The sequence below is a fragment of the Streptomyces sp. NBC_00162 genome, assembly GCF_024611995.1.
GTDB lineage: Bacteria > Actinomycetota > Actinomycetes > Streptomycetales > Streptomycetaceae > Streptomyces.
On the sequence record NZ_CP102509.1, the window covers coordinates 5,909,839 to 5,933,266 of the forward strand.

The following is a 23,428-nucleotide window of genomic DNA, read 5'->3' on the forward strand; positions in this document are numbered from 1 at the left end:
TCACCGCAGTGTGCGCGGTGACCGGGGCTCCGGTGTGCTGCGGTGTTCCCCGACAGGGGCTAGCCCTGGGTGAAGTAGCCGAACAGGTCGGTGATCACGTGGGTGCTGCCGCCGTAGCTGTTCCAGATGCCGACCCGGCCGTCCGCCACCGGAGTGGTCACGTGGTTGGGGACGGTGATGCCGGGGATCGTCTGGAGGCTGCTGGCCTCGGGCCGCGTGCCGCCGTGGCCGTAGACCGTGAGGAAGCCGGGCCCGGTGGTGTCGGTGGCGGTCACGTTCAGGGCCGCGCCGAGCGCGGTCGCCGGGATTCCGGCGATGGTGGTGGTGGCGCCGGGGGCGAGCTTGCCGGTGGTGCGGGTGTCGGCCAGACGCTGCGGGACGACGGGGGTGAAGAGGGCCTTGCCGTCCTTGGCGTAGTAGCCGACCGCGTCCAGGATCAGGTGGGTGGAACCGGTGTTGGTGTAGAGGGTGATGGTGCCGTTCGGGCCGACCGGGACGATGGCCTGGTTGGACTTGTCCTTGCCGGGCTCCACGTTCAGGTTCGAGGTGGTGGGCCGCTTGGCCGGGTCCGGGTAGGCGATGACGTGGCCGTTCTCCGTCGAGCCCGTGCCGGTCAGGTTCAGCGCGACGGCCGTGGCGTCGGCCGGGATGCCGTTGACGCCGGCGACCTTGACGGTGCGGGTCTGCCCGCCGCCCAGGGCGCCGCCGGTGGTGCGGGTGTCGACGACGCGGGTCGGGGCGAGCGGCGAGAAGCGCTGGCCGGTGTTGGGCTGGTAGTAGCCGACGAAGTCGACGATCAGCGCGGCCTTGCCGGAGTTGAGCTGGGCGGAGACCTTGCCGTCGGCGCCGATGGGCACGGTGACGGTGTTGGAGGAGGTGCCGCCCGCCTTGATGTTGACGTTCGAGGTGACCGGGCGGGGCTGGCCGGAGGGCCAGACGCTGAGGTGGGTGTCCTCGGTGGACCCGGTGACCGTCACGTTCAGGACCGCCGCGGAGGCGCCGGCCGTGTGGCTCTGGCCCCAGCTGTACTGGGCGATCGGCAGGGTGATCGGGGTGGCGGTGCCGCCCTGGACGGGCGCGTCGGTGGTGCGGGTGTCCAGTACGCGGGAAGGGGCGAGGGGGACGTAACCGGCCGGGGTGTAGCCGACCTGCACGGTCCGCTCGGCCGTGGAGGTCGCGCCCTTGGCGTCCTGGAGGGTCACCGTCACCTTGTACGTGCCGGGCTGCTTGTAGGCGTGGCGGGTGATGATCAGCGGGTCGCTGACCTCCTTGGCGCCGTCCCCGTAGTCCACGTCCATCCGCACGATCGGCCACGGCGTGGTGGAGCTCCGCGGGTCGACCTCGATGGCCAGCGGAGCCACGAACACGCTCTGGTCGTCCGCGTTCGGCAGGTACGGCTTGGTGGTGAAGGCCGTGGTCAGCGAGCCGGCGGCGGTCACGTTGGCCGTCTGCTGGCCCTGGGCCTTCTGGCCGGCGACGTTGACCGCCGTCACCGTGACGACGCATGCGCACGGCGCGCTGTACACGTGCTCGGCGGTGGTGGCCTTGGTGACCACCGGGGCGGTGCCGTCACCGAAGTCGTACTGGTAGGTGAGCGCGGCGGCCCAGCTGCTGTCCGAGGTGGCCTTCGCCTTCACCGTGGAGCCGACCGGGGCCCAGCCCTGTTCGAGCTCCACCCGGACGTTCCGCAGGTCGTCCTGTGTTTCTTTCTCACCGCGGTCGATGTACCCCCCGTCCTTACCGGTGTTGGGCACGCGAGGGTCGTCGGCGACAGGTCGCCCGTAGAAGTCGACGGGCAGCACGCCCGGTGCCGTCGGGTCGCCGGAGTCGACGATGAGGGATCCGCTCCCCGTCCGTTCCGGGGTCAGGATGTCGTAGGCGCCCTGGCCGGTCGCGGCGTGGAAGGCGGCCTGCTCCTGGTAGGGGGTGCCGGCCCACTTGTAGGCCACTCGGGCGTCGCTGAAGGGGCCGGTGATCAGGTTGGAGTCGGCGCGGGTGCCGGCGGCCGCGCTCTGCGCGACCGTGATGCCGTACCGCGGACCGGGCGCCGGGCACCCGGCGTCGGACCCCGTGTGGATCAGATTGTTGAACAGGGCCGAGGCCGTGGAGGCACCACCGAGTGAGACGGCTGCCTCGCACTCGAGGTAGATCGTGTTGTTGGTGACAACGGTGCCGGGCGCATCGAACGAGGTGACCGCCGCATCGACGTATCCGTGCAGCCGGTTCCGGCTCAGTACGGTGCCCTGGGCCCCCTCGATCCGGACGGAGGTCGCCAACTGGCTGCGGATGAGGCGTACGTTCGCGCTTCCCCCGTCGATCGTGAGGCTGTCGGGGTCGTTGCCACCGATGTGGAACTGTTCCAGCTCCACATCGGTGGAGCCGGTGATTTTGAGACCGGCCGTGGCGTACATCCCTCGGACCGCTACGTGGGAAGCGCCGGTAACGGTCAGGCCCTTGCCGGCCGCCAGCGAGAACTGGCCCACGTTCGGTGACGTGCCGCCGATGAAGGTGATCGGCTTGCCCGGCTGGCCGGAACGGCTGATGGTGACGGCTTCGTCGTACGGCTTGCCCGACGCGATGCGCACGGTCTGACCCGGCTGCACGACCTTGACCGCGGCCGAGATCGTGCAGAAGGGGTTGGCGTACGTGCCGGGGCCGGTGTCCGAGCATTCGGAGACCGCGGCATTGTTCACGTAGAGGTTGGCCGGGATGTCGGCGGCGGCCGCGGTGGCCGGCAGGCCGAGGAGGGAGACGAGACCCGCGGTCAGCAGGACCGTCGCACGAGTGGGACGCACCAGAAGTGTTCCTTCGAGCAGAGGATGGCGTGGGTCGCCACGGGTGCGGCGCTTCGCGACCTGTATGCGGCCAGTTCCCCCCGGCGGCAGTCGGGCGCACGCGAAACCCGTAGCGGCAACGATCATCATCCACTTTCGGACAGCCGCTGTCATCTCACATGGTCATATCGGAGCCCTAGTTGTTGAGCTCCGCCAGCACCCGCAGGGTGTGCGGGTCCGGGGCCGTCACGAGCAGGTCCGTGACCGGGCCCTTGCGCCACAGCTCCAGCCGCTCGGCGATCCGCTCGCGCGGTCCCACCAGTGAGATCTCGTCGGCGAAGGCGTCCGGGACGGCGAGGACGGCCTCCTCCTTGCGGCCGGCGAGGAACAGCTCCTGGATGCGGCGGGCCTCCTCCCCGTACCCCATCCGGGCCATCAGATCGGCGTGGAAGTTGCGGGCCGCGTGGCCCATGCCGCCGATGTAGAAGCCGAGCATCGCCTTGACCGGAAGCAGTCCCTCGGCGACGTCGTCGCAGACCTTGGCCCGGGCCATCGGGGCGATCATGAACCCGTCGGGGAGGTCGGTCAGCGAGGCCTGGTACACGTCCGTGCGGGCCGGCGACCAGTACAGCGGGAGCCAGCCGTCCGCGATCCGGGTGGTCTGGGCGATGTTCTTCGGCCCCTCGGCGCCCAGCAGGACCGGCAGGTCCGCGCGGAGCGGGTGGGTGATGGGCTTCAGCGGTTTGCCGATGCCGGTGCCGTCGTCCCCGCGGTACGGGTGCTGGTGGAAGCGGCCGTCCAGCGCGACCGGGCCCTCGCGGCGCAGCACCTGCCGGATGACGTCGACGTACTCGCGGGTCGCGGTGAGCGGGCTCGAGGGGAAGGGACGCCCGTACCAGCCCTCGACGACCTGCGGGCCGGACAGGCCCAGGCCCAGCATCATCCGGCCGCCGGAGAGGTGGTCCAGGGTGAGGGCGTGCATGGCGGTGGCGGTGGGGGAGCGCGCGGCCATCTGCGCGATGGCGGTGCCGAGCCGGATCCGCGACGTGTGCGCGGCGATCCAGGTGAGCGGGGTGAAGGCGTCCGAGCCCCAGGCCTCGGCGGTCCACACCGAGTCGTAGCCGAGGTTCTCGGCCTCGGTGGCGAGGTCGAGGTGGTGCGGGCCGGGGCCGCGGCCCCAGTAGCCGAGTGCGAGTCCGAGGCGCATGAACGGTCCCCTCCGCGATGCCGACAGCCACTTCTGACGGTGCGTCAGGTGACTGTAGGGCAACGGCCCCCCGCCCGGAAGGGCGGGGGGCCGTGCTCGCAAGGTCCGGGGATCAGCCGCGCTGGATGCCCGAGGTGTCGCTCAGGACGCCGCGGCGGCCGTCCTGGGTCTGGGCGACCAGGGTGGCCGCGTCACGCTGCTCGACCGCCAGGTACCAGGTGCCCGGGGCGAGTTCGGCGATCGGGTTGGGGGAGCCGTCCTCGGCGAAGAGGGGGCGGGCCACCGGAACGGCGAACCAGTACGGGGTGAAGTCGGCCGCGGGAGCCGGGGAGGCCTCCTGCGGAGCCGGGGCCGGCGTCGGGGCCGGGGTGGGGGTGCCGCCGTACGGCGGGACCGGCTGCGGGGTGGAGCCGTAGGGCTGCGGCTGCTGCTGCCCGCCCGGGTAGCCGTACCCGGCACCCGGCTGGGGCTGGCCCGCGTACGGCGGGGCGGCGGCGGGCTTCGGGTCCGGCACCAGCTGGCCGGCCAGCGCCGGGACCTTGGCGCTGAACAGGGCCACGCCGGCCAGGGCCAGGGTGGCGAGGAAGGACAGGATGGCGCCGGCGCCGAGGTCGACCGCGCTCGGGCAGGTGATCAGCGCCCACAGCGCGGACCAGGCGGCCGACACGGCGAGCACGGTGCCCCAGGCGGCCAGCGGCAGCCCGAGCACCTTGCGGGTCTCGGGCTGGAAGCGGCCGGCGATCAGCAGGCCGGCGGCGATGAAGCCGATCAGGAAGACGCTGGGGAGCACGAGTCGGTAGGAGTCGGTGTCCCACGCGCTCGGCAGGTCGCCACCGGTGGTGGAGTAGAAATCGAGGAACGAGGCGATGAACAGCAGCACCGCTGCTCCGATCACCACGCCGTCGCCTCGAGTGAGGGAGCGGATGTTCACGTCTTAGGTGTCCTTCTCGGTCTCGGTCGTCTCGTGGTGCCGCGGTCGCAGAACGTGCCTGGAGCGGGGCGGGCGGCACCATGGTACGGAGTCTCCCGCGGCCGAGAAGATCGGGGCTGCGGGGGAGCCCCGGGAGAGTACCGGAACTGATCACAGTGCATCTGGTCTTTCCGGATCTGAACCATGTAGGCGGTAACCCACGGGCACAGTAGGGGCGTGAAGGCAGATGCGGGGCGCAAGTACCGTGCGTACCCCACCGCTGAGCAGGACCAAGTGCTCATCAGGTGGGGTCACACGGCGCGTGCTCTGTGGAATGTGGCTCTTGAACAGCGCGTGTACCTGTGGGACCAGCGCCGCTACACCCTGCGGTCGGCTGAGCAGTGCCAGTACCTGACGGCCGCTCGTACGGATCTCAACTGGATCGGTGATCTGCCCGCGCAGGCGGGGCAGCAGATTCTGCGTCAGCTGGACCGGGCGTACGACAACTTCTGGAACCCCCGGCATTCGGCCCGGTTTCCGGCGCGGAAGAAGCGTGGTCACCATCTGTCGGTCCCGTTTCCCGGGCAGGCGGTGGAGGCCCGCAAGCTGAACCGGCATTGGGCTGAGGTGCGTCTGCCGAAACTTGGCTGGCTGCGGTTTCGGCTCTCCCGCAGCCTCGGGGGCACGATCCGCAATGCCACCGTGTCCCGGGACGGCAACGGATGGCACATTTCCTTCGGTGTCCACACCGGCCGCAAGCCGGACGGGCCGAACGGAAAGCCCGCGTGCGGGGTGGACTTCGGCGTCTCCGCGTCCGCTTTCGTCTCCACCGAGAGCGCGCCCCGGCTCATGACGCCGACGCTGACCGCCAACGAACGCAAGCGGCTCAAGGCGCTGGAGCAGCGCAAGGCCCGCCAAATCACCTACGCGAAGAAACACAACGGAGGTGCGTACAGCCGCCGCCTGCGCACGATGATCGCCCAGATCGCAAAGCTCACCACCCGGCGGGCCAACCGGCGGCGCGACTTCACGCACAAGCTCACCACCGACCTCGCCAAAAACCACGGCCTGATCGGTATCGAGGACCTGCGTGTGAAGAGTATGAGCAAGTCTGCGAAGGGAACCGCAGAGAAGCCGGGGAAGAACGTCCGGGCGAAGGCCGGGCTGAACCGGTCAGTCCTCGACAACGCCCCGGGCGAGCGGAGGCGCCAGCTCGAGTACAAGTGCCGCATGTACGGGTCCGTGCTCGTGGCGGTGCCGCCGTTCCACACTTCTCAGACCTGCGCAGCCTGCGGACTGGTCGATCCCGGATCCCGTAAGGGATGCGGTCGGCTGTTCGCCTGTACCCGGTGCGGGCATGAGGACGATGCCGACCACAATGCCTCGGTCGAGATCGAGGCCCGAGCCCGCCTGGGGGCACCTCCCGGACGAAGTCTGGGGGAGGGTGGCTCGGACATCAACAGCACGCGCAGCACTCCCAAGGTGCGAGTCCCGGCCAGCGGCCGGAGGCGGATGCGTGAAGCCCCGACGCCCGCCCACGCGAGCTGAAGGGAATCGCCTCCAGCCATGGAGGCGAGATCGTCAACCGCCGAGGAAGCCTACGACTCCGTCCGCGATGCCCTGGGCCGCCTTCTGGCGCCACTCCGGACTCGTCAGCTGCGCCGCGTCCTTGGCGTCACGCATGTTGCCGCATTCGATGAACACCTTGGGCTGAGTTGACAGGTTCAGCCCGCCGAGGTCGTCGCGGACGACCAAGCCGGTCCCGCTGCCGAGGTAGTTGGCGGGGGCCGATCCGGTGGTCCGGGCGAAGTTGCCGGCGATCCGCTCGCCGAGCCGGCGGGAGGGTTCGACGATCGCCGCGGTGTCGGCGGCGCCGCCCTTGACCTTGGCGGGGAGGATGACGTGGTAGCCGCGGCTGCCCGCCGAGACGCCGTCGGCGTGGACGGAGACGACGGCGTCGGCCTTCGCCTCGTTGCCGATGCGGGCGCGCTCGTTGATGCAGGGGCCCCAGGTGCGGTCGGCCTCGTGGGTGAGGACCACCTTCGCGCCCTGCGACTCCAGGACGGTCCGCAGGCGCAGGGAGACGTCGAGGGTGAACTCGGCTTCCATGTAGCCGGAGTTGGTGGTGGTGCCGGTGGTGTCGCACTCCTTGCGGGCCGTGCCGATGTCCACCTGCTGGTCGATCTCGTCGGTGTGCTGGAAGTTGCCGGTGTTGTGGCCGGGGTCGATGACGACGGTCCGGCCGGTCAGCGGGCCCTTGGCGGCGGCGGGGGTGGCGGGCGCGGAGGGGGAGGCGGCCGGGTTCCCGCCCGTCGCGACGGGCGGCTTCGCGTCGTGCCCCTCCGCCCGCCCGGCCCCGGTCAGGACCTGGGCCAGCACCCAGCCCGCCAGGCAGGCCGGGGCCAGCGCCGCGACCGCGACGACCAGCGTGGAGCGGCGGGTGAACCAGGGCCGGTCGGAGGGGGTCGGCGAGGCGGACTCGGGGGGCGGGGGGCTGTCGTGGTAGCGCACGCGGCGATGCTAGACCGGGGTCCCCCGGCCCGTACGGACCATGGGCCATTCGAGGGCGCGGTGCGATTGTCGGTTAAGCGGCATTCGGGTGGACAGGGCCCCGGACAAGCCCTAGATGCCCTGGCCGGTGCGGCGCAGCACGCGCAGGGAGTCGGTCACCGAGACCTCCTCGAAGGCACCGGAGGCCAGCGCGCGCAGGTAGATCCGGTATGGGGCCTGGCCGCCGTCGGCCGGGTCCGGGAAAACGTCGTGGATGACGAGCGTCCCGCCCTCGGCCAGGTGCGGGGCCCAGCCCTCGTAGTCGCCGGTGGCGTGCTCGTCGGTGTGGCCGCCGTCGACGAAGACGAAGCCGAGCGGGCCGCCCCAGGCGGCGGCGACCTGCGGGGAGCGGCCGACGATCGCGATCACGTGGTCCTCCAGCCCGGCCTTGTGGAGGGTGCGGCGGAAGGTGGGCAGCGTGTCCATCAGGCCGACCTCCGGGTCCACGACCGTCGGGTCGTGGTACTCCCAGCCGGGCTGCTGCTCCTCGCTGCCGCGGTGGTGGTCGACGGTGATCGCGGCCACCCCGGCCTCGCGGGCGGCGTCGGCCAGCAGGATCGTCGAGCGCCCGCAGTACGTCCCGACCTCCAGCAGCGGCAGCCCGAGCGCCCCGGCCGCGACGGCGGCCTCGTACAGGGCGAGCCCCTCCCGTACGGGCATGAACCCCTTGGCTGCCTCGAAGGCGGCGAGGGTCTCCGGCTTGGGGGTGGCCATGGTTCCTCCGACGGTGAGCGTGTGTGGCGGCCCATGGTGCCCTACCGTCGAGTAGCGGTCCATGCCGGGGCCGCCGGGACCGCGGCAGGGATCCGGCGCCCGGGCGGATCAGTCGGCGAAGCGGGAGCCGAAGCCGAGTCCGGCGGTCGCCGCCAGGCCGGCCTCGCCGGGGAGGACCAGCCGGGAGCCGGGCGCGGCGACCTTCGCGCCGTTGGACGGCAGGTAGGTGACCGAGCCGCTGTTGCCGCCGTCCGCGTCGCCGGATCCGACGATCAGGTCCGCCTTGCCGTCCTTGTTCGCGTCCGTCAGCGTGACCGCGATGCCGAACTGCTCGGCCTGCCGGGCGTCGCCGGGGACCCCGGGAGAGGTGCGGTTCACCGCCTGCACGCCGGTGCCCGTGACGAGGCCGGACGCCGACCCCCGGAACACGTGCACCCCTCCGGCGAGCGAGACCGGGTCGAGGGACTCTCCGTACGATCCGACCGCCAGGTCCTGGTATCCGTCGCCGTCGATGTCACCGAGTGCGAGGGAGACGCCGAAGTCGTCGCCCTGCTCGCTCGCGCCGGGCACTCCGGGCGTGTTCTGGTCGATGACGGCCGGGGTCGCGGACGGTCCGGCGGCCGAGCCGTACGCGACGAGGATCTGGCCTCCCTTGCCCGCCGACCTGTTGCCGATGACGACGTCCCCGTACCCGTCGCCGTTGATGTCCCCGACGGCCTGCTCGTCGCCCGCCCCGAGGGCCTTCGCGGCACCGGGGAGGAGACCGGTGGGGCTGCCGGGCACGTAGTGGTTCAGGCCGGATACGGCGCCGGCCAGCACCAGGTCGTCGCGGCCGTCGCCGTCGACGTCCCCGCTCGCGAGGCCTTCGAGGTCGTGGGTGAGGCGGAAGCCGAGCGGGGTCTTCACGGGTGCGGCCTGCCGGCCGGACCTGGCGATGTTCCTGAACGTGTAGAGCGTGCTGTTCGCGGTCGCGTTGGTGGACGCGGCCACGACGAGCTCGTCCTTGCCGTCCCCGTCGAAGTCGCCGACCGCGAGCTTCCCACCCCAGGTGCGCCGGTTCTGGATGCCGGGACTGGCGAGCTTGTCGGGGTCCTCGAGCGTGACGCCGTCGGTCAGACCGCCCTTGGATCCCCATACGACGGTGAGCAGGCCGGCGCCCTCGTTCTCGTGGTGCGCCGTCACGGCCAGGTCGCAGAAGCCGTCGCCGTCGAAGTCGCCGGCCGCCGAGACGCCGCCGAAGCCCTCGTAGGCCTCCGCGGCGTCGGGTATGCCGGGCGACTCCTGGCTGAGCAGCTGCCGCTTGGACGCCGTGACCCCGCCGGCGGACCCGTAGAGCACGACCACCTGGCCCGCGGCCTTCACCTCGCCGACCTTCGCGTTCGGCGCGCCCACGACGACGTCGGCGAAGCCGTCGCCGTTGAAGTCGCCCTTCGGGGCGGGCGCGTCCGCGGCCGCCGCAGTCCCCGCCGGCAGGAGCAGGCCGCCACCGGCGACGGCGGCCACGGTGAGGGCGGCGAGGGCGGTGCGGAGGTTCGGTCTCATGCGGGTCCTTCGGCACAGTGGGAAGATCGCCGAGTAGACCGGCCGCGTAGCCCGATGGTTGTACGCGGCACGAGGGTGTTTCGGGTCGCACTCGGACCAACGCCTCCCCCGGGGCGCGACGCGGATCTAGCATCGCCGGATGGGGTGGGACAACGGGCGCCGGTACGTCGACCAGACCTTCCAGGTGTGGGATTCCGATCGGGAGCAGGACGGGTACTGGCGTGCGGTGTACGTCTGCCTGAAGGACGGGCAGATCGCCAGTCGGCTCAACCGGCGACCCGGGGTGACCCAGGACGCGGTCTGGCAGGCCATGGGGCGGGCTTCGAACGTGCACCGCGCGCTGCAACCCTGTGAGGACGCGCACCGGGAGTTCCGGGCGGCGCTGCGGAGACTGGACGAGGTCGGGCGGCGGCCGTTCTGGAGACCTGCGTTACGGCTGACCTTGTCGTACTGGAGGCTCTGGGCGCTGTTCTTCGCGATGGTCTTCCTCGCGGGAGCTCTGACCGGCGACCGGACGCCCCAGGCGCTCACCGTCGCCGCGGTCATGGCATTCCTGGCCGTGCTGCCGTCGGGCAGCGCGTTCTCGCGCGTGCTGGACGGCGGGCCCCTTATTCCGCTGGCCCTGAGCACATCCGCAGCCAGGGCGCAGGCCGCGTGGGAAGAGGAGTTGCGCGAGTCCGGTGTCGCCCCGTTGATCATGCGGGTGGTCGACGCGCTCCTGGGCGAGGACGCGGACGGCCTGCTGCTGCCGGAGAGCCATGACGGGCTCAGATCCTCCTACGGCCCGGAGTTCCTGGTATCGGGCCGGGCGGCCGAACAGCTTCGGCACCGGATGGACCAGATCGACGGCGGGACGATAGCGGTCTGCGGGCCGCGGGGTGTGGGCAAGACCACCCTGCTGAAGGACGCAGCGGACAAGGCCGGCTTCTCGGTGCTGGTCTCGGCTCCGGCGACCTACACGCCGCACGACTTCCTGCTGTCCCTGTTCGTCGAACTCTGCCGGCGCTACCTGGCCGACGAGGGCAGCCCGGCCCCGGAATTCGTACGGCTTTCCGGCGCCCGGCGGACACTGCGCCGGATACGTCCGTACGCCCGCCGACAGCTGCGGATGCTTGCCGTCGCGGTTCCGGCAGGCGCGCTGGTGGTCCTGGGCCTGTTCGCGGCGGTGCGTTCGTTCGTCGAGAAGCCCGCCCCGCTGCTCCGCGGCCCGTACGACAGCGCCACGGAGCTGGCCGGGACCTGGATCCCACGGATCTGGCGGGGCGAAGCGGCGGGCGCGGCCCTGGTCGTGACCGGCGCCGGGATCCTCGTGTGGGGACTGCGCCGCAGCCCCGTGGCGTTGAGAATGCTCACGCACTGCGGCAAGGGGCTGCTGCTTCTGACCGTTGCCGTCCTCACGGTGGGTCCGTTCGTCTCACTTGCGTGGGACGCGCAGGCACGGGGACACGCCATCGCCGCCCTCGGCTGGAACCTGTACACGACTGTTCTGGTGCTTACCGCCATCGACTATCTGGTGGTCTTGCTGCGGGCCGCTCGCGCCCGACGGATCTACCGCCGACGGGGGCTGGGGCCCGTGGGTTCGGGGTACGTGCTGGTGCAGCGGGGGCTTCTGGTACTCCTGGGGATTGCTCTGCCCTTGTCGGCCGAGATGCGGGCCGCCCTGACCGATCCCGGCAATCCGGCCCGGCTCGCCTCACTGCTGGCCGGGCTGCTGCTCTACCGGCTGATCCGCTGGCGGCCGGGCCCGGCCGAGCCACGGCTGGTGCGGGAGTGCAGGGACCAGCTGTACCGGCTGCAGACGGTGCAGACCTCCTCCGCCGCGCTCACCTCCGGCGCCGCACAGCTGCTGACACTCGGCAGCACCCACACGACCGCTCTGTCGACGGTCCCGCCCAAATTCCCGGAGCTGGTCGCCGACTTCCGTGAGTTGCTGGTCGAGATCGCACGCGAGCGGCACGGCCGCCGTCAGCGGGTGGTCATCGCCATCGACGAGGTGGACCGGCTCGGCTCGGAGGCGGCCGCCCGGGACTTCCTCGCCGAGATCAAGGCGATCCTGGGGGTCCCGCACGTGCACTTCCTGATCTCGGTGGCCGAGGACGTGGGGGCCGGGTTCGTCCGGCGCGGGCTGCCCCACCGCGATGTGACGGACAGCTCGATCGACGACATCGTCCACGTCCAGCCCTGCGCGCTCGACGAGTCGACGGCGATCCTGGAGAAGCGGGCACCGGGGATCTCCGGTCCGTACGTGCTGCTGGCACACGCGTTGTCCGGTGGGCTTCCCCGGGACCTGGTCCGGTACGGCCGTCGGATCATCCAGGCGCAGAGCGCCGCAGGGTCCGTGGAACTGCGTGACATCTCCCGGCAGATGATTCTGGAGGAGCTGTCCGAGACGCTCGCGGGCTTCCGCACCCTGCTGAGCAAGGAGCAGTGGACGCCGGACACCGGGGTGGTGCTGACCTCGTTCCGCACGCTGACGGGCCGGCTGCGCACGGTCGGTGCGGGCCCCGGCCGGTCGGACGCCCTGGTGTCGGCCCTGGCGGATTTCGCGCTGCGGGCGCCGCACGAGGCACTGGGCCTCGCGGAGGACGCGCGGCAGCTCATCGACGAGGCCTCGGTCTACGCGTACTTCTCGCTGACCCTGCTGGACATCTTCGCCGAGGAGGGTTTCGGCCGCCGCCGGGAGAGGGCGGCGGCCCACGGCGCCGACGGTGATCCGGAACTGCTGGCCGAGGCCCGCCGGGAGCTCGCGGTGTCCCCGTACAGCACCCGGCCGCTGCTCTCGGCGATCCGTACGGCCTGGGGCCTGTCCACCGGCACCGCCTGAAGCGGCCCCCGGAGGTGGGCAGTTACGTGATTCACGTCACCAGTGCGCGGTCGCGTGGTTACGCTCGGCTACGGAGACCGAAACGAGCTTGAGGGGTGGCTGCCCATGGTCGGCGTCCGCGATCTCGACCCCAGCGCTTCGCCGCTGGACTACTACGGCTACGAATTGCGCCGGCTGAGAGAGGCCGCAGGCCTGAAGCAGCAGCAGTTGGGCGACATCATCTACTGCACGGGCTCGCTGATCGGCCAGGTGGAGTGTACGAAGCGGGTGCCGACCCGGGACTTCTCGGAACGGGTGGACGCGGCGCTGGGCACGGACGGGACGTTCTCCCGGCTGGTGGGGCTGGTCCTGCGGAGCGTGCTGCCGACGTGGTTCCAGGCGTACGCGGAGATGGAGGCGCGGGCCTCCTATATCTCTACCTTCCAGGCGCAGTTGGTCTACGGGCTCTTGCAGACCCCGGACTATGCGCGCGCGGTGCTGGGTGTGCGGAGCGAAGGGGACCTCGACGCCAAGGTGGCCGCCCGGATGGAGCGCCAGCGCGTCCTGGACCGTGAGAATCCGCCATTGATGTGGGTCGTGCTGAGCGAGGCGGTGCTGCATCAGGAGGTCGGTGGCCGCGAAGTCATGCGGAACCAACTTGCCCACTTGTTGGACCTGTGGAGGCGGAAGTGGGTGCGGGTGCAGATTCTGCCCTTCGAGGCGGGCGCCCATGCGGGACAGATGGGTTCGTTCACCGTGCTGCGCTTCGACGACGACCCGGACCTCGTCTACACCGAGGACTTCGTGCAGGGCCATATGACGGCCAATCCACAGACTCTCAGGGAGGGTTCGCTCCGATACGATCTTTTGCAGGCCGCTGCGCTCTCCCTGGAGGACTCGGCGGCATTGATCGCCCGAGTGATGGAGGAGCGCTATGGACACCAACCGGCACCTGACGGGCGCGCAGTGGCGTAAGTCCTCGTACAGCGGCGACACCGGCGGCGAGTGCGTCGAGTGCGCACCCATCGGCGCCGTCGCCTGGCGCAAGGCCTCGTACAGCAGTGACACCGGCGGCTGCTGCGTAGAGGTCGGCGCCCAGCCCTGCCTCGTCGCCGTCCGGGACTCCAAGAACCCCGAGGGTCCCGCCTTCACCGTCAGCCCCGCCGCATTCGCCGCCTTCGTCGGGGCCCTGTCTGCATGAAGGCCCTAGAACCGTCCGGCCCGACCCGCATAGGGCCCTTCCGGGTGCTCGGTGTGCTCGGGCAGGGCGGGATGGGGCGGGTGCTGCTGGGGGCCGGGCCCGACGGGCGGCTGGTCGCGGTCAAGCAGGTGCTCGCGCACTTCGCCGACGACGAGGGGTTCCGGGCCCGTTTCCGCCGTGAGGTCACCGCCTCGCGCAAGGTCGCCGGGGCCTATACGGCGGCCGTGATCGACGCCGATCCGGACGCCCCGACGCCCTGGCTGGCCTCGGTGTTCGTGGCGGGGCCCTCGCTCGGCGCCGTCGTGAAGGCGGCCGGCGTACTGCCGGAGGACGTCGTGCGCCGCCTCGCGGCGGGGCTGGCGTCGGCCCTGGCGGAGATCGACCGGGCCGGGCTGGTCCACCGGGACCTCAAGCCCGACAACGTGCTGCTCGCCGAGGACGGCGTACGCGTCATCGACCTCGGCATCGCGCGGGAGACGGAGGGCGAGGCCGAGGGTGACGCCGGGCTGACCCGGACCGGCCTGGTCGTCGGCTCGCCCGCGTACATGTCGCCCGAGCAGGCCGAGGGCAAGCCGCTCACACCCGCCAGCGACGTGTTCTCCCTCGGCTCCGTCCTGGCCATGGCGGCGACGGGCCGCAGTCCCTTCGCCGGGCCCTCCACCTTCCAGACGCTCTACGACGTGGTGCACACGGAGCCCGACCTGAGCGGTGTCCCGGCGGGTCTGCTGGAGGTCGTCGCCGGGTGCCTGGCCAAGGACCCGGCGGCCCGGCCGTCCCCAGCGCGGTTGCGGGAGCTGATCGGCCCGGTGGCTCCGGCCGGTCGCCAGTGGCCCGACGCCGTGTACGGGATGCTCGCCGCGCAACGGGCGGAGATCGACGGGCTGCTCGGTGGCCACCCGGCCGGCGACCCGGAGCCGCACGCGCCAGAGCCCGTACCCGTACCTGAACCGCAGGACGCGCCGCCGCCCCAGAGCCCGCGGCGTGGGCGGCGCCGGATCACGGCCCTGGCGGCGGCCGGGGTCCTGCTGGTGGCCGGCACCGGAGTGGTGGCGTACGTACGGGACCGGATGAACGCCCACGTCGCCTATACGGCCGTCCCCAGCTGCCAGCAGGCCGCCCGCACCTTGCCGTTGGCGGTTCCGGTGACCTCGTCCGGCACGTCCGGCACCCGCTCGGGCTGTACCTGGGACGGGTCCGGCCTGGCCGAGGCGCCCCGCGCCCTGGTCCGGTGGGACCTGAGCCTCGGCGGTGACGCGGACGCCAACGCGGCCGCCCAGAAGCGGCGTTTCCAGGGGGAGGCGGCCGGTCAGCGCGAGGCGGCCCGCCTCGGGTTCGGCACCGAGGCCTACTGGGGCTCTCCCGGTGCCGACTGGACCTGTGTCCTCGCCGTCCGCGAGGGCAATCTCTCGGTCTGGACGGGCCTCCGGGCGAAGCCGTACACCAAGGCCGCATGCGAGACGAAGGCGAAGGAGGTCGCCCGCGCCGCGCTGAAGGCCGCCACCCGCTGATCCGGCGCCGCAGAAGAACACAGTTATCTGACCTTCCGTCAGATTGGAACGTGTTCTAGTCTGCCGCGCATGGGCATCGGAATCACGCAGGAGCAGCGGGAGTTGGCCGAGGCGGTGCGCGGCTGGGTGGCGCGGGCCGTGCCTCCCGAGGAGGTGCGCAAGCTGCTCGACACCCCACCGCAGACCGGGGCGCGGCCCGCCTACTGGGACGCCATGACCGCACAAGGGCTGCTGGAGCCGCACCTGGAGGGCGGGACCCTGCTCGACCTGGCCGTCGTCGTCGAGGAGGCCGCCCGGGCGGCGCTGCCCGGGGCGTACCTGCCGAGCGCGCTGGCCTCCGTACTGCTGGACCGGGCCGGGGCGCAGCCGCTCGACGGGCGGGTCGGGGCGGTCGCCCTCGGCCCCGGGAGCCTGACCGCCGTCGCCGTCGAGGGCGGCGGGTACCTGCTCGACGGCACCGCGCCCCCGGTGCTCGGCGCCGGTGAGACCGACCTCGTGCTGCTCGCCGCCGAGGCCGCGCACGGCACCCGCTGGTTCGCCGTGGACGCGGCCGCGCTGGACATCCGTACGCACGAGAGCGCCGACCCGACCCGGCCCACCGCCGAGGTGCACGCGCGCGGGGTCACCGCCGGGCCCGGCCGGGTGCTGGAGCTGGACGCGGCCCTGGTGCGGGACCTGGCCTGCACGCTCTTCGCCGCCGACGCCTGCGGCACCGCCGCCTGGGCGCTGCACACGGCCGCCGAGTACGCCAAGGTGCGCGTTCAGTTCGGCCGGCCCATCGGACAGTTCCAGGGCATCAAGCACCTGTGCGCCGACATGCTGGTCCGGCTGGAGCAGGCCAGGGCGCTGGCCTGGGACGCGGCGCAGGCGATGGACGAGCCGGCGGAGGTGCGTTCGCTGGTCGCCGCCCTCGCCGCCGGTACCGCGCTGGACGCCGCGTACTCCTGCGCCAAGGACTGCATCCAGGTGCTCGGCGGGATCGGCTTCACCTGGGAGCATGACGCCCACGTCTTCCTGCGGCGGGCCCTGGTCGCCCGCCAGCTCCTCGGCCCGGGCGACGGGCATCGCGTACGGGCCGTGCGGCTCGCGGCGGCGGGAGCCCGGCGGGAGCTGCGGCTGGAGCTCCCGGCGGAGGCCGAGTCGTACCGGGCGAAGGCGCGGACCGTCATCGAGGACGCGCGCGGACTCGACCCGGCGGCCGCCCGGCGGATCCTGGCCCCCACCGGCTACGCCGCCCCGTACCTCCCGCCCCCCTACGGCCTCGGCGCCGGACCCGTCGAGCAGCTCGTCGTCCAGCAGGAGCTGCGCGCGGCCGGGGTCAGGATCGCCGACCTCGGCATCGCCACCTGGGTCGTGCCCTCGCTGCTCGCCTACGGGACGGACGCGCAGCGGGAGGCGTACGCCCTGCCGACGCTGCGCGGGGACGTGACCTGGTGCCAGCTCTTCTCCGAGCCGGGGGCGGGCTCCGACCTGGCCTCGCTGCGGACGAAGGCCGAGCGCGCCGAGGACGGCTCCTGGAGGGTCAACGGACAGAAGGTGTGGACGAGTTCCGCGCACAGCGCGGACTTCGGGATCCTGCTGGCCCGGACGGATCCGGACGCGCCCAAGCACAAGGGGCTCGGCTATTTCGTCGTCGACATGAAGAACACCCCCGGCATCGACATCCGGCCGCTGAAGGAGATCACGGGCGAGGCCCTCTTCAACGAGGTGTACTTCGACGACGTGGAGCTCCCGGCGGACGCGCTGGTCGGGGCGGCCGACGGCGGGTGGAAGGTCGCCCGCAACACCCTCGGCAACGAACGGGTCCACATGGCCGACCAGATGACCTTCGACACCGGCCTGGAAACGCTCCTCGCCCGCTCGGCCGAGCTCGACGGGGCGTACCGGGCGCGGATCGGGGCGCTCGCCGCCGAGGCACACGCGCTGGCCTGCATCGGGCTGCGCACCACGCTCCAGCAGGTGTCGGGGCTGGAGCCGGGCGCGGGCGCCTCCGTACGCAAACTCGTCCAGACCCCGCACCAGCAGCGGACCGCCGAGCTCGCGCTCGAACTGTTGGGGCCGGCGGGCGCGGTGCGGGAGGGGGCGGGGGAGCGGGCGGTGCACGGGATGCTCATGTCCCGCTGCCTGACCATCGCCGGGGGCACCACGCAGGTCCAGCTCAACGTCGTCGCCGAGCGGATTCTCGGCCTCCCGAGGGACTAGGAGTTGTCGGACATGAAGTCGTACATCGTGGGCGTCGGCATGACGAAGTTCGAGAAGCCGGAGTCGCGGGACTGGCAGTACTGGGACATGGCCAAGGAGGCCGGGTCCGCGGCGCTCGCGGACGCGGGGGTGGACTACGGGCTGGTGGAGCAGGTGCCGGTGGGGTACTGCTTCCAGGCGTCCACGGCCGGTCAGCGGGCGGCGTACGAGCTGGGGCTGAGCGGGGTCCCGGTCTACAACGTGAACAACAACTGTGCGACGGGCTCGACGGCGCTGATGATGGCGCGGCAGTTCGTGGAGGGCGGACTGAACGACTGCGTGCTCGCGCTCGGCTTCGAGAAGATGAAGCGCGGTGCGCTGGGCGGCGGGGCCGACGGGGGCGACTTCAAGACCTCCCCGGTCGCCCGGCACTACGGGATCATGGCGGCCGGCCACGGCTTCGAGATGTCCCCGCCGACCGCGCAGATCTTCGGGAACGCGGCGCGGGAGCACATGGAGCGGTACGGGACCACGGCCGCGCAGCTGGCGGCGGTCGGCGCGAAGAACCACCGGCACTCGGCGAACAATCCGAACGCGCAGTTCCAGGACGTGTACTCGGTGGAGGAGATCCTGGCGGCGAAGGAGATCCACACGCCGCTGACGAAGCTGCAGTGCTCGCCCACCTCGGACGGGGCGGCGGCGGCCCTCGTCGTCTCCGAGCGGTTCGTGGTGCGGCACGGGCTGCACGACAAGGCCGTGGAGATCGTGGCGCAGGCGATGACGACGGACACGGACGAGTCCTTCTCGTCGGGCTCGTGCATCGACGTGGTCGGCAAGCCGATGTCGGCCGCGGCGGGACGGCAGGTCTTCTCGGCCTCGGGCCTGGGCATCGAGGACGTGGACGTGATCGAGCTGCACGACTGCTTCTCGATCAACGAGCTGCTGACGTACGAGGCGCTGGGCATGTGCGAGGACGGCGCCGCGGGGAAGCTGGTGGAGAGCGGGGCGACCACGTACGGGGGCCGCTGGGTGGTCAACCCGTCCGGGGGGCTCATCTCGAAGGGGCACCCGCTGGGTGCGACGGGGCTGGCGCAGGCGGCGGAGCTGGTCTGGCAGCTGCGCGCCGAGGCGGGCCCGCGCCAGGTCCCCGGAGCCCGGGTCGGCCTGGCCCACAACATAGGCCTGGGCGGCGCGGCGGTGGTGACCCTGCTCAGGCGATAACGGCTGGGCGCCGTGCGCTGGGGCTCCGCCCCAGACCCTCCCCCGGACGGAGTCTGGGGGAGGGTCCGGGCAGAGCCCGGGAGGCCCCGCGCAGCGGCCAGGCACGGCACCGGCGGCTACGGGGTGCCCAGTGCCGGGTCGACCACCGTTTCGCCCATCGAGGCGCGCCGGATCGCGTCCGCCAGGTCCTCGATCGGGCCGTCGCGCAGGACCAGCCCCGCCGCGCCCGCGGCCAGGACCGCGGCCGCCAGGCCCGGGTGGGCGGAACCCGTCAGGACCAGCACCCGGCACTCCGGATCCTCCGCCAGCAGCCCCGGTACGGAACCGGCGTCCTCCACCAGTGCCACCGCCGGGCGGGCCATGGAATCCCGTACGACCTCCAGATCCGGCTGGAGCTCGAGCCGGAGCGCCAAGGCCGGGTTCGGCGGGTGCAGCAGGACGCGCAGGGATCGGGCAGGTCGGTGCGCAACGGGCATTTCGTCCACCGGAGAAGCCTATCTGACGTGAAGTCAGCAGTCTTCCCAACTGCTGGGGCGTGCGTTATACATTCCTCACCGGCCGGGGCTAGAACGCGTTCTAGAACCGGCCCCGCATGCGACCTCGGTGCGGCCGACGGTGCGGACGGCCGCACCGAGGTCTTCCAAGGCAGTGACCTTTCAGAAACAGGGAGCAGCATCCTCATGCCGATCGATGCCGCCAAGGCCCTCGCCGCAGACCCCCGCCAGGGGGAGATCGCCTGGGACCACAAGGACATCCAGCTCTACCACCTCGGCCTCGGCGCCGGCCTCCCGGCCACCGATCCCGACGAGCTGCGCTACACCCTCGAGTCCAAGCTCCACGTCCTGCCCAGCTTCGCGACCGTCGCCGGCGCCGGCATGGCCATGATGGGCGGGCTCGCCGCCCCCGGGATCGAGATCAACCTCGCCAACGTCCTGCACGGCGGCCAGTCCATCGAGCTGCACCGGCCCATCCCGGTCAAGGGCAGCGCCACCTCCACCGCCAAGGTCGCCGCCCTCTACGACAAGGGCAAGGCCGCCGTGGTCGTGCTGCGCACCGAGGTCGCGGACGCCGACGGGCCGCTGTGGACCAGCGATGCGCAGATCTTCGTACGCGGCGAAGGCGGGTTCGGCGGCGAGCGCGGGCCCTCCGTCCGCGAGGAGCTGCCCGAACGGGCGCCGGACCGCGTCGAGGAACGGACGATCCGGGAGGAGCAGGCGCTCCTCTACCGGCTCTCCGGCGACTGGAACCCCCTGCACGCAGACCCCGAGTTCGCCAAGCTGGCCGGCTTCGACAGGCCGATCCTGCACGGCCTGTGCTCGTACGGGATGACCCTCAAGGCCGTCGTCGACACGGCCCTGGGCGGGGACGTGTCCCGGGTCCGCGCCTACCGCACGCGCTTCGCCGGGATCGTCTTCCCCGGCGAGACGCTGCGCATCCGGATGTGGCAGGAACCCGGCCGCGTCCTGGTGGCGGTGACCGCCGCCGACCGGGACGACGCGCCGGTCCTCGCCGACACCGTCGTCGAACACGCGTAATCCAAGACCGGACTGAAGGAGCCGCACCGTGCGCGCAGCACTGCAGAGCGAGATCGGACAGGACAAGCTCGAGGTCGTCGACGACATGGAGGCCGTGGGCCTCGGTCCCGGCAAGGTCAAGATCCGCATCAAGGCCACCGGCCTGTGCCACTCCGACCTCTCCGCGATGAGCGGCATCCTGCCGCAGCCCGCCCCCTTCATCCCCGGTCACGAGGGCTCCGGAGTCGTCTCCGACGTCGGCGACGGCGTCACCAGCCACAAGATCGGCGACCGGGTCCTCGTCTGCTGGCTGCCGCCGTGCGGCCACTGTCCGTCCTGCAAGCGCGGCCAGGGCCACCTGTGCCTGGAGAGCCTGGTCAACGCGGGCATCCCCAACTTCCGCCGGGCGGGCGGCGACATCTTCGGATTCGCCGCCACCGGCACCTTCGCCGAGGAGCTCGTGGTCGACGCCAAGTGCGCCGTCCCGATCCCCGACGACGTGCCCTTCGACATCGCCGCGCTCATCGGCTGCGGCGTCACCACCGGCCTCGGCGCGGCCATCAACACCGCCAAGGTCGAGGCCGGCTCCTCCGTCGCCGTCATCGGCTGCGGCGGCGTCGGCATATCCGTCATCCAGGGCGCCAAGGTCCAGGGCGCGGCGCAGATCATCGCCATCGACCCGGTGGAGTCGCGGCGCGCGGCGGCCCTGAAGTTCGGGGCCACCGAGGCGGTCGCGCCGGACGCCTTCGACGACGCCAAGAACCGGATCACCGGCGGCGAGGGCTTCGACTACGTCTTCGAGGTCGTCGGCAAGTCCGCCACCGCGCAGACCGCGTACAAGATGACCCGGCGCGGCGGCAGCGTCGTCATCGTCGGCGCGGGCGCCATGGACGACAACTTCCAGATCGACATGTTCTCGCTCTTCTTCGACGAGAAGAAGATCCTCCCGTCCATGTACGGCGGCGGCGACGTGCTCCGGTCGTACGAGCGCACCATCGCGCTGTGGCGGGCCGGCCGGGTGGACCTGGCGAGCCTGATCACCCACCGGGTACAGCTCGCCGAGATCAACGACGCCCTCGACCAGATGCGTACGGGCGTGGCCCTGCGCACCTGCATCGAACTCTGACCCGTTCTGAGAGGAATCCGGTAGATGTCACTGCCACTTGAGGGGCTCTCCGCCATCGTCACCGGCGCGGGCCGCGGGCTCGGCCGCGCCGAGGCGATCGAACTCGCGCGGCTCGGCGCGAGCGTGGTCGTCAACGACTTCGGGCAGCCCGGCCGGGACGGTTCGGGAGAGGCCTCGGCCGCCCCGGCGGAGGAGGTCGCCGCGGAGATCCGGGCCGCGGGCGGACAGGCCGTCGCGCACCTGGGCGACGTGGCCGACTTCGAGCAGGCGCGCGAGCTGGTCGAGCTGGCGGTCGGCAGCTTCGGGAAGCTCGACATCCTGGTCAACAACGCGGGCATCCTGCGCGACCGGATGGTCTTCTCGATGTCGGAGGCGGAGTGGGACTCGGTGATCCGCGTCCACCTCAAGGGCCACTTCAACACCACGCACTTCGCGTCCGTGCACTGGCGGGAGCGGTCGAAGGCGGCGGGTGGCCCGGTCTACGGCCGGATCGTCAACACCTCGTCCGAGGCCTTCCTCGGCGGCTCGGCCGGCCAGCCCAACTATGCGGCGGCCAAGGGCGGCATCGTGGGGCTGACCACCTCCACCGCCCTGGCCCTGGCGAAGTACGGGGTGACGGCCAACGCCATCTGCCCGCGCGCCCGCACCCGGATGACCGAGGACGTCTTCGCCGGCTTCCAGGTCCCGGAGGACGGCAAGCTGGACGCCCTCGCCCCCGAGCACGTCTCGCCGCTCGTCGGCTACCTGGCCTCACCCGCCTCGGCCAAGGCCAACGGACAGCTGTTCGTCGTCCACGGCGGGATCGTGGTCGTCATGGAACGCCCCAAGGTGGCCGCGAAGTTCGACACGACCAAGGAGGCCTTCTCCTACGAGGAGCTCGACGAGGTCCTGACCCCGCACTACGACTCCCGCCCGGCGAACGAGACCTTCGCCGCGACGGAGGTGCTCGGCCTCAAGCACGACTGAGCGGCGCCTGCTGGAGGGGAACCGGGCGGGGCGCGGGCGGCGGTACGGGGTCCAGGCGGACCGGCGGGGGAGGGGAGACCGGGAGGGTCAGCCCGACGATCCCGCAGGGCACGTCGGGGGTCGCGTACGGGAGGCGCAGGCGGCCCTCCGGGCTCCACAGGCCCGTACCGCCCAGCCATCCCACGGGCGGCCCGATCCGGAAGACGTGCCGGTCCGCGGGGCGCCACAGGCCGATCCCGCCCTCCCCCGCCGGGCCCAGCCGCAGCGCCACCCCGCAGGTCTCCGGCATCAGCGCCTGGCCCGGCTGGACCGCGAACGGGGCCGCGTCCACGTGCCGCAGGCACTCCGGGAAGCGGACCGGGAGGGAACTGCCCAGCACCCCCCAGCCGAGGCGCGGTTCGCCCGGCGCGTCGGAGCGGATCAGCAGCAGCCCGCTGTCCGGGTCGGCGAGCAGCAGCCGGTCGTCGCTGTCCTCCGTGATCTGGAGCAGCGGGGACACCTCGCCGCCGCGCTCCAGGTCCACGGCCACGGCCTTGGTGGCGCCGTCCAGCTCGCGGTCCAGGGCCAGCAGCCGGCCCGTCCGGTCCAGCCAGACGCCGCCGGAGCAACGCCCCGGGACCTCGGCCACCCGCCGCGGCCCGAAGGCGTCCCCGGCCACCCGCCAGACCGTGCTCCCGGTGTCGCCCGCGGCCAGCGCGAAGGCGCCGCGCCCGTCCGGGGACGGCGGCAGCAGGCGCACCCGTACGCCGTCCTCCTGCTCCACCCCGCCCAGCTGGAGCTCCCCGGTGCGCGGCCCGGCCGCGGCGCCCGTCGGGTACAGCAGCGCGAAGGCGTGCCGCTCCGCCACCCGCCGGTGGATCAGCACCCGCCCGTCGGCCAGCGGCAGCACCTCGCTGTCGGCCTCCTCGGGCTGCGCGAGCGGCAGCGGCACCGCGTACGGCTCGGGCCCGGCCAGGGTCCAGCGCTCCGCGTAGAGCGCCTCGCCGTTCCCCGCGAGCCGGGCGGCGTACGCGCCGTCGGCGGCGATCGTGAACGGGGTCGTGCTCGTCGTCTCGATGGCACAGACAGTCATCCGCGCCTCACCTCCGGTGAGGAAACTAGGTTTCGCGCTTCCTGCCGAACAACATCAGCAAGCCCGCTTCACACATACGGGTGGCCGGGCGGCGATTCTCCTGAGGTCGTGGAGGCGATTGTGCTGTGCGATATCGGGG

At 72.1% G+C, this 23,428-nt stretch carries 18 protein-coding genes; 10 read left to right on the forward strand and 8 right to left on the reverse strand.

The features are described 5' to 3' along the window. Positions 1-59: 59 nt before the first annotated feature. The 3 genes from JIW86_RS41465 to JIW86_RS27465 all read right to left on the reverse strand — a co-directional run bounded on the left by JIW86_RS41465 (position 60) and on the right by JIW86_RS27465 (position 4,912). Positions 60-2,795, reverse strand: coding sequence for a PKD domain-containing protein (locus JIW86_RS41465; RefSeq protein WP_263862072.1), 2,736 nt, complete (start codon positions 2,793-2,795; stop codon positions 60-62). A gap of 175 nt (positions 2,796-2,970) precedes the next feature. Next, positions 2,971-3,981: an LLM class F420-dependent oxidoreductase gene (locus tag JIW86_RS27460; protein ID WP_257556542.1), complete on the reverse strand. Its 1,011-nt coding sequence runs from the start codon at positions 3,979-3,981 to the stop codon at positions 2,971-2,973. Positions 3,982-4,093: 112 nt separating this feature from the next. After that, positions 4,094-4,912 carry a hypothetical protein gene (locus tag JIW86_RS27465; protein ID WP_257556544.1) on the reverse strand — a complete coding sequence of 273 codons (819 nt, stop codon included), beginning with the start codon at positions 4,910-4,912 and terminating at the stop codon, positions 4,094-4,096. Between the two features lie 216 nt (positions 4,913-5,128). Between JIW86_RS27465 and JIW86_RS27470 the strand changes: the two genes are divergently transcribed. Beyond that, positions 5,129-6,439: an RNA-guided endonuclease InsQ/TnpB family protein gene (locus JIW86_RS27470; protein WP_257556546.1), complete on the forward strand. Its 1,311-nt coding sequence runs from the start codon at positions 5,129-5,131 to the stop codon at positions 6,437-6,439. A gap of 33 nt (positions 6,440-6,472) precedes the next feature. Here JIW86_RS27470 and JIW86_RS27475 read toward each other — a convergent pair whose 3' ends face one another. The 3 genes from JIW86_RS27475 to JIW86_RS27485 all read right to left on the reverse strand — a co-directional run bounded on the left by JIW86_RS27475 (position 6,473) and on the right by JIW86_RS27485 (position 9,697). Then, a complete protein-coding gene (locus JIW86_RS27475) occupies positions 6,473-7,402 on the reverse strand; it encodes an N-acetylmuramoyl-L-alanine amidase (protein WP_257556548.1) in 930 nt (309 codons plus the stop codon). Between the two features lie 111 nt (positions 7,403-7,513). Beyond that, on the reverse strand, positions 7,514-8,155 hold the full coding sequence (locus JIW86_RS27480; RefSeq protein ID WP_215140734.1) for a class I SAM-dependent methyltransferase: 642 nt from the start codon (positions 8,153-8,155) through the stop codon (positions 7,514-7,516). A 108-nt stretch (positions 8,156-8,263) separates the two neighbouring features. Next, entirely contained in the window at positions 8,264-9,697 is a 1,434-nt protein-coding gene (locus tag JIW86_RS27485) for an FG-GAP-like repeat-containing protein (RefSeq protein WP_257556549.1), read from the reverse strand. A gap of 139 nt (positions 9,698-9,836) precedes the next feature. Here JIW86_RS27485 and JIW86_RS27490 point away from each other — a divergent pair, with 139 nt between their 5' ends. The 6 genes from JIW86_RS27490 (at position 9,837) to JIW86_RS27515 (ending at position 18,611) form a co-directional block, all read left to right on the forward strand. Continuing rightward, on the forward strand, positions 9,837-12,521 hold the full coding sequence (locus tag JIW86_RS27490) for an ATP-binding protein (RefSeq protein ID WP_257556550.1): 2,685 nt from the start codon (positions 9,837-9,839) through the stop codon (positions 12,519-12,521). Between the two features lie 105 nt (positions 12,522-12,626). Further along, the gene (locus tag JIW86_RS27495; protein ID WP_257556551.1) at positions 12,627-13,475 is read left to right on the forward strand and encodes a helix-turn-helix domain-containing protein; all 849 of its coding nucleotides are present in this window, start codon (positions 12,627-12,629) and stop codon (positions 13,473-13,475) included. Continuing rightward, positions 13,435-13,701, forward strand: a complete 267-nt coding sequence (locus JIW86_RS27500) for a DUF397 domain-containing protein (protein ID WP_257556552.1) — start codon at positions 13,435-13,437, stop codon at positions 13,699-13,701. Before JIW86_RS27495 ends, JIW86_RS27500 begins: the two co-directional genes overlap by 41 nt. Continuing rightward, positions 13,698-15,209 (forward strand): serine/threonine-protein kinase, encoded by a 1,512-nt coding sequence (locus JIW86_RS27505; protein WP_257556554.1) that lies wholly within the window; start codon positions 13,698-13,700, stop codon positions 15,207-15,209. The genes JIW86_RS27500 and JIW86_RS27505 overlap by 4 nt, the downstream gene beginning before the upstream one ends. 69 nt (positions 15,210-15,278) lie before the next feature. After that, the gene (locus JIW86_RS27510; RefSeq protein ID WP_257556555.1) at positions 15,279-17,411 is read left to right on the forward strand and encodes an acyl-CoA dehydrogenase; all 2,133 of its coding nucleotides are present in this window, start codon (positions 15,279-15,281) and stop codon (positions 17,409-17,411) included. A 12-nt stretch (positions 17,412-17,423) separates the two neighbouring features. Next, positions 17,424-18,611 (forward strand): lipid-transfer protein, encoded by a 1,188-nt coding sequence (locus JIW86_RS27515; RefSeq protein WP_257556556.1) that lies wholly within the window; start codon positions 17,424-17,426, stop codon positions 18,609-18,611. Positions 18,612-18,727: 116 nt separating this feature from the next. Here JIW86_RS27515 and JIW86_RS27520 read toward each other — a convergent pair whose 3' ends face one another. Next, on the reverse strand, positions 18,728-19,087 hold the full coding sequence (locus JIW86_RS27520; RefSeq protein ID WP_263862085.1) for a DNA-binding response regulator: 360 nt from the start codon (positions 19,085-19,087) through the stop codon (positions 18,728-18,730). A gap of 204 nt (positions 19,088-19,291) precedes the next feature. On the opposite strand from JIW86_RS27520, the gene JIW86_RS27525 reads away from it, so the two are divergent. Genes JIW86_RS27525 through JIW86_RS27535 form a run of 3 tightly spaced genes read left to right on the forward strand, consistent with a single transcriptional unit; the run spans position 19,292 to position 22,217 of the window. Then, positions 19,292-20,146 (forward strand): MaoC/PaaZ C-terminal domain-containing protein, encoded by an 855-nt coding sequence (locus JIW86_RS27525; RefSeq protein WP_257556558.1) that lies wholly within the window; start codon positions 19,292-19,294, stop codon positions 20,144-20,146. A 28-nt stretch (positions 20,147-20,174) separates the two neighbouring features. Then, positions 20,175-21,251, forward strand: coding sequence for a Zn-dependent alcohol dehydrogenase (locus JIW86_RS27530; protein WP_215140724.1), 1,077 nt, complete (start codon positions 20,175-20,177; stop codon positions 21,249-21,251). Positions 21,252-21,275: 24 nt separating this feature from the next. Next, positions 21,276-22,217: a 3-oxoacyl-ACP reductase gene (locus tag JIW86_RS27535; RefSeq protein ID WP_257556559.1), complete on the forward strand. Its 942-nt coding sequence runs from the start codon at positions 21,276-21,278 to the stop codon at positions 22,215-22,217. Here JIW86_RS27535 and JIW86_RS27540 read toward each other — a convergent pair. Continuing rightward, positions 22,204-23,289, reverse strand: coding sequence for a hypothetical protein (locus JIW86_RS27540; RefSeq protein WP_257556560.1), 1,086 nt, complete (start codon positions 23,287-23,289; stop codon positions 22,204-22,206). The genes JIW86_RS27535 and JIW86_RS27540 overlap by 14 nt on opposite strands. Positions 23,290-23,428: the final 139 nt, after the last annotated feature.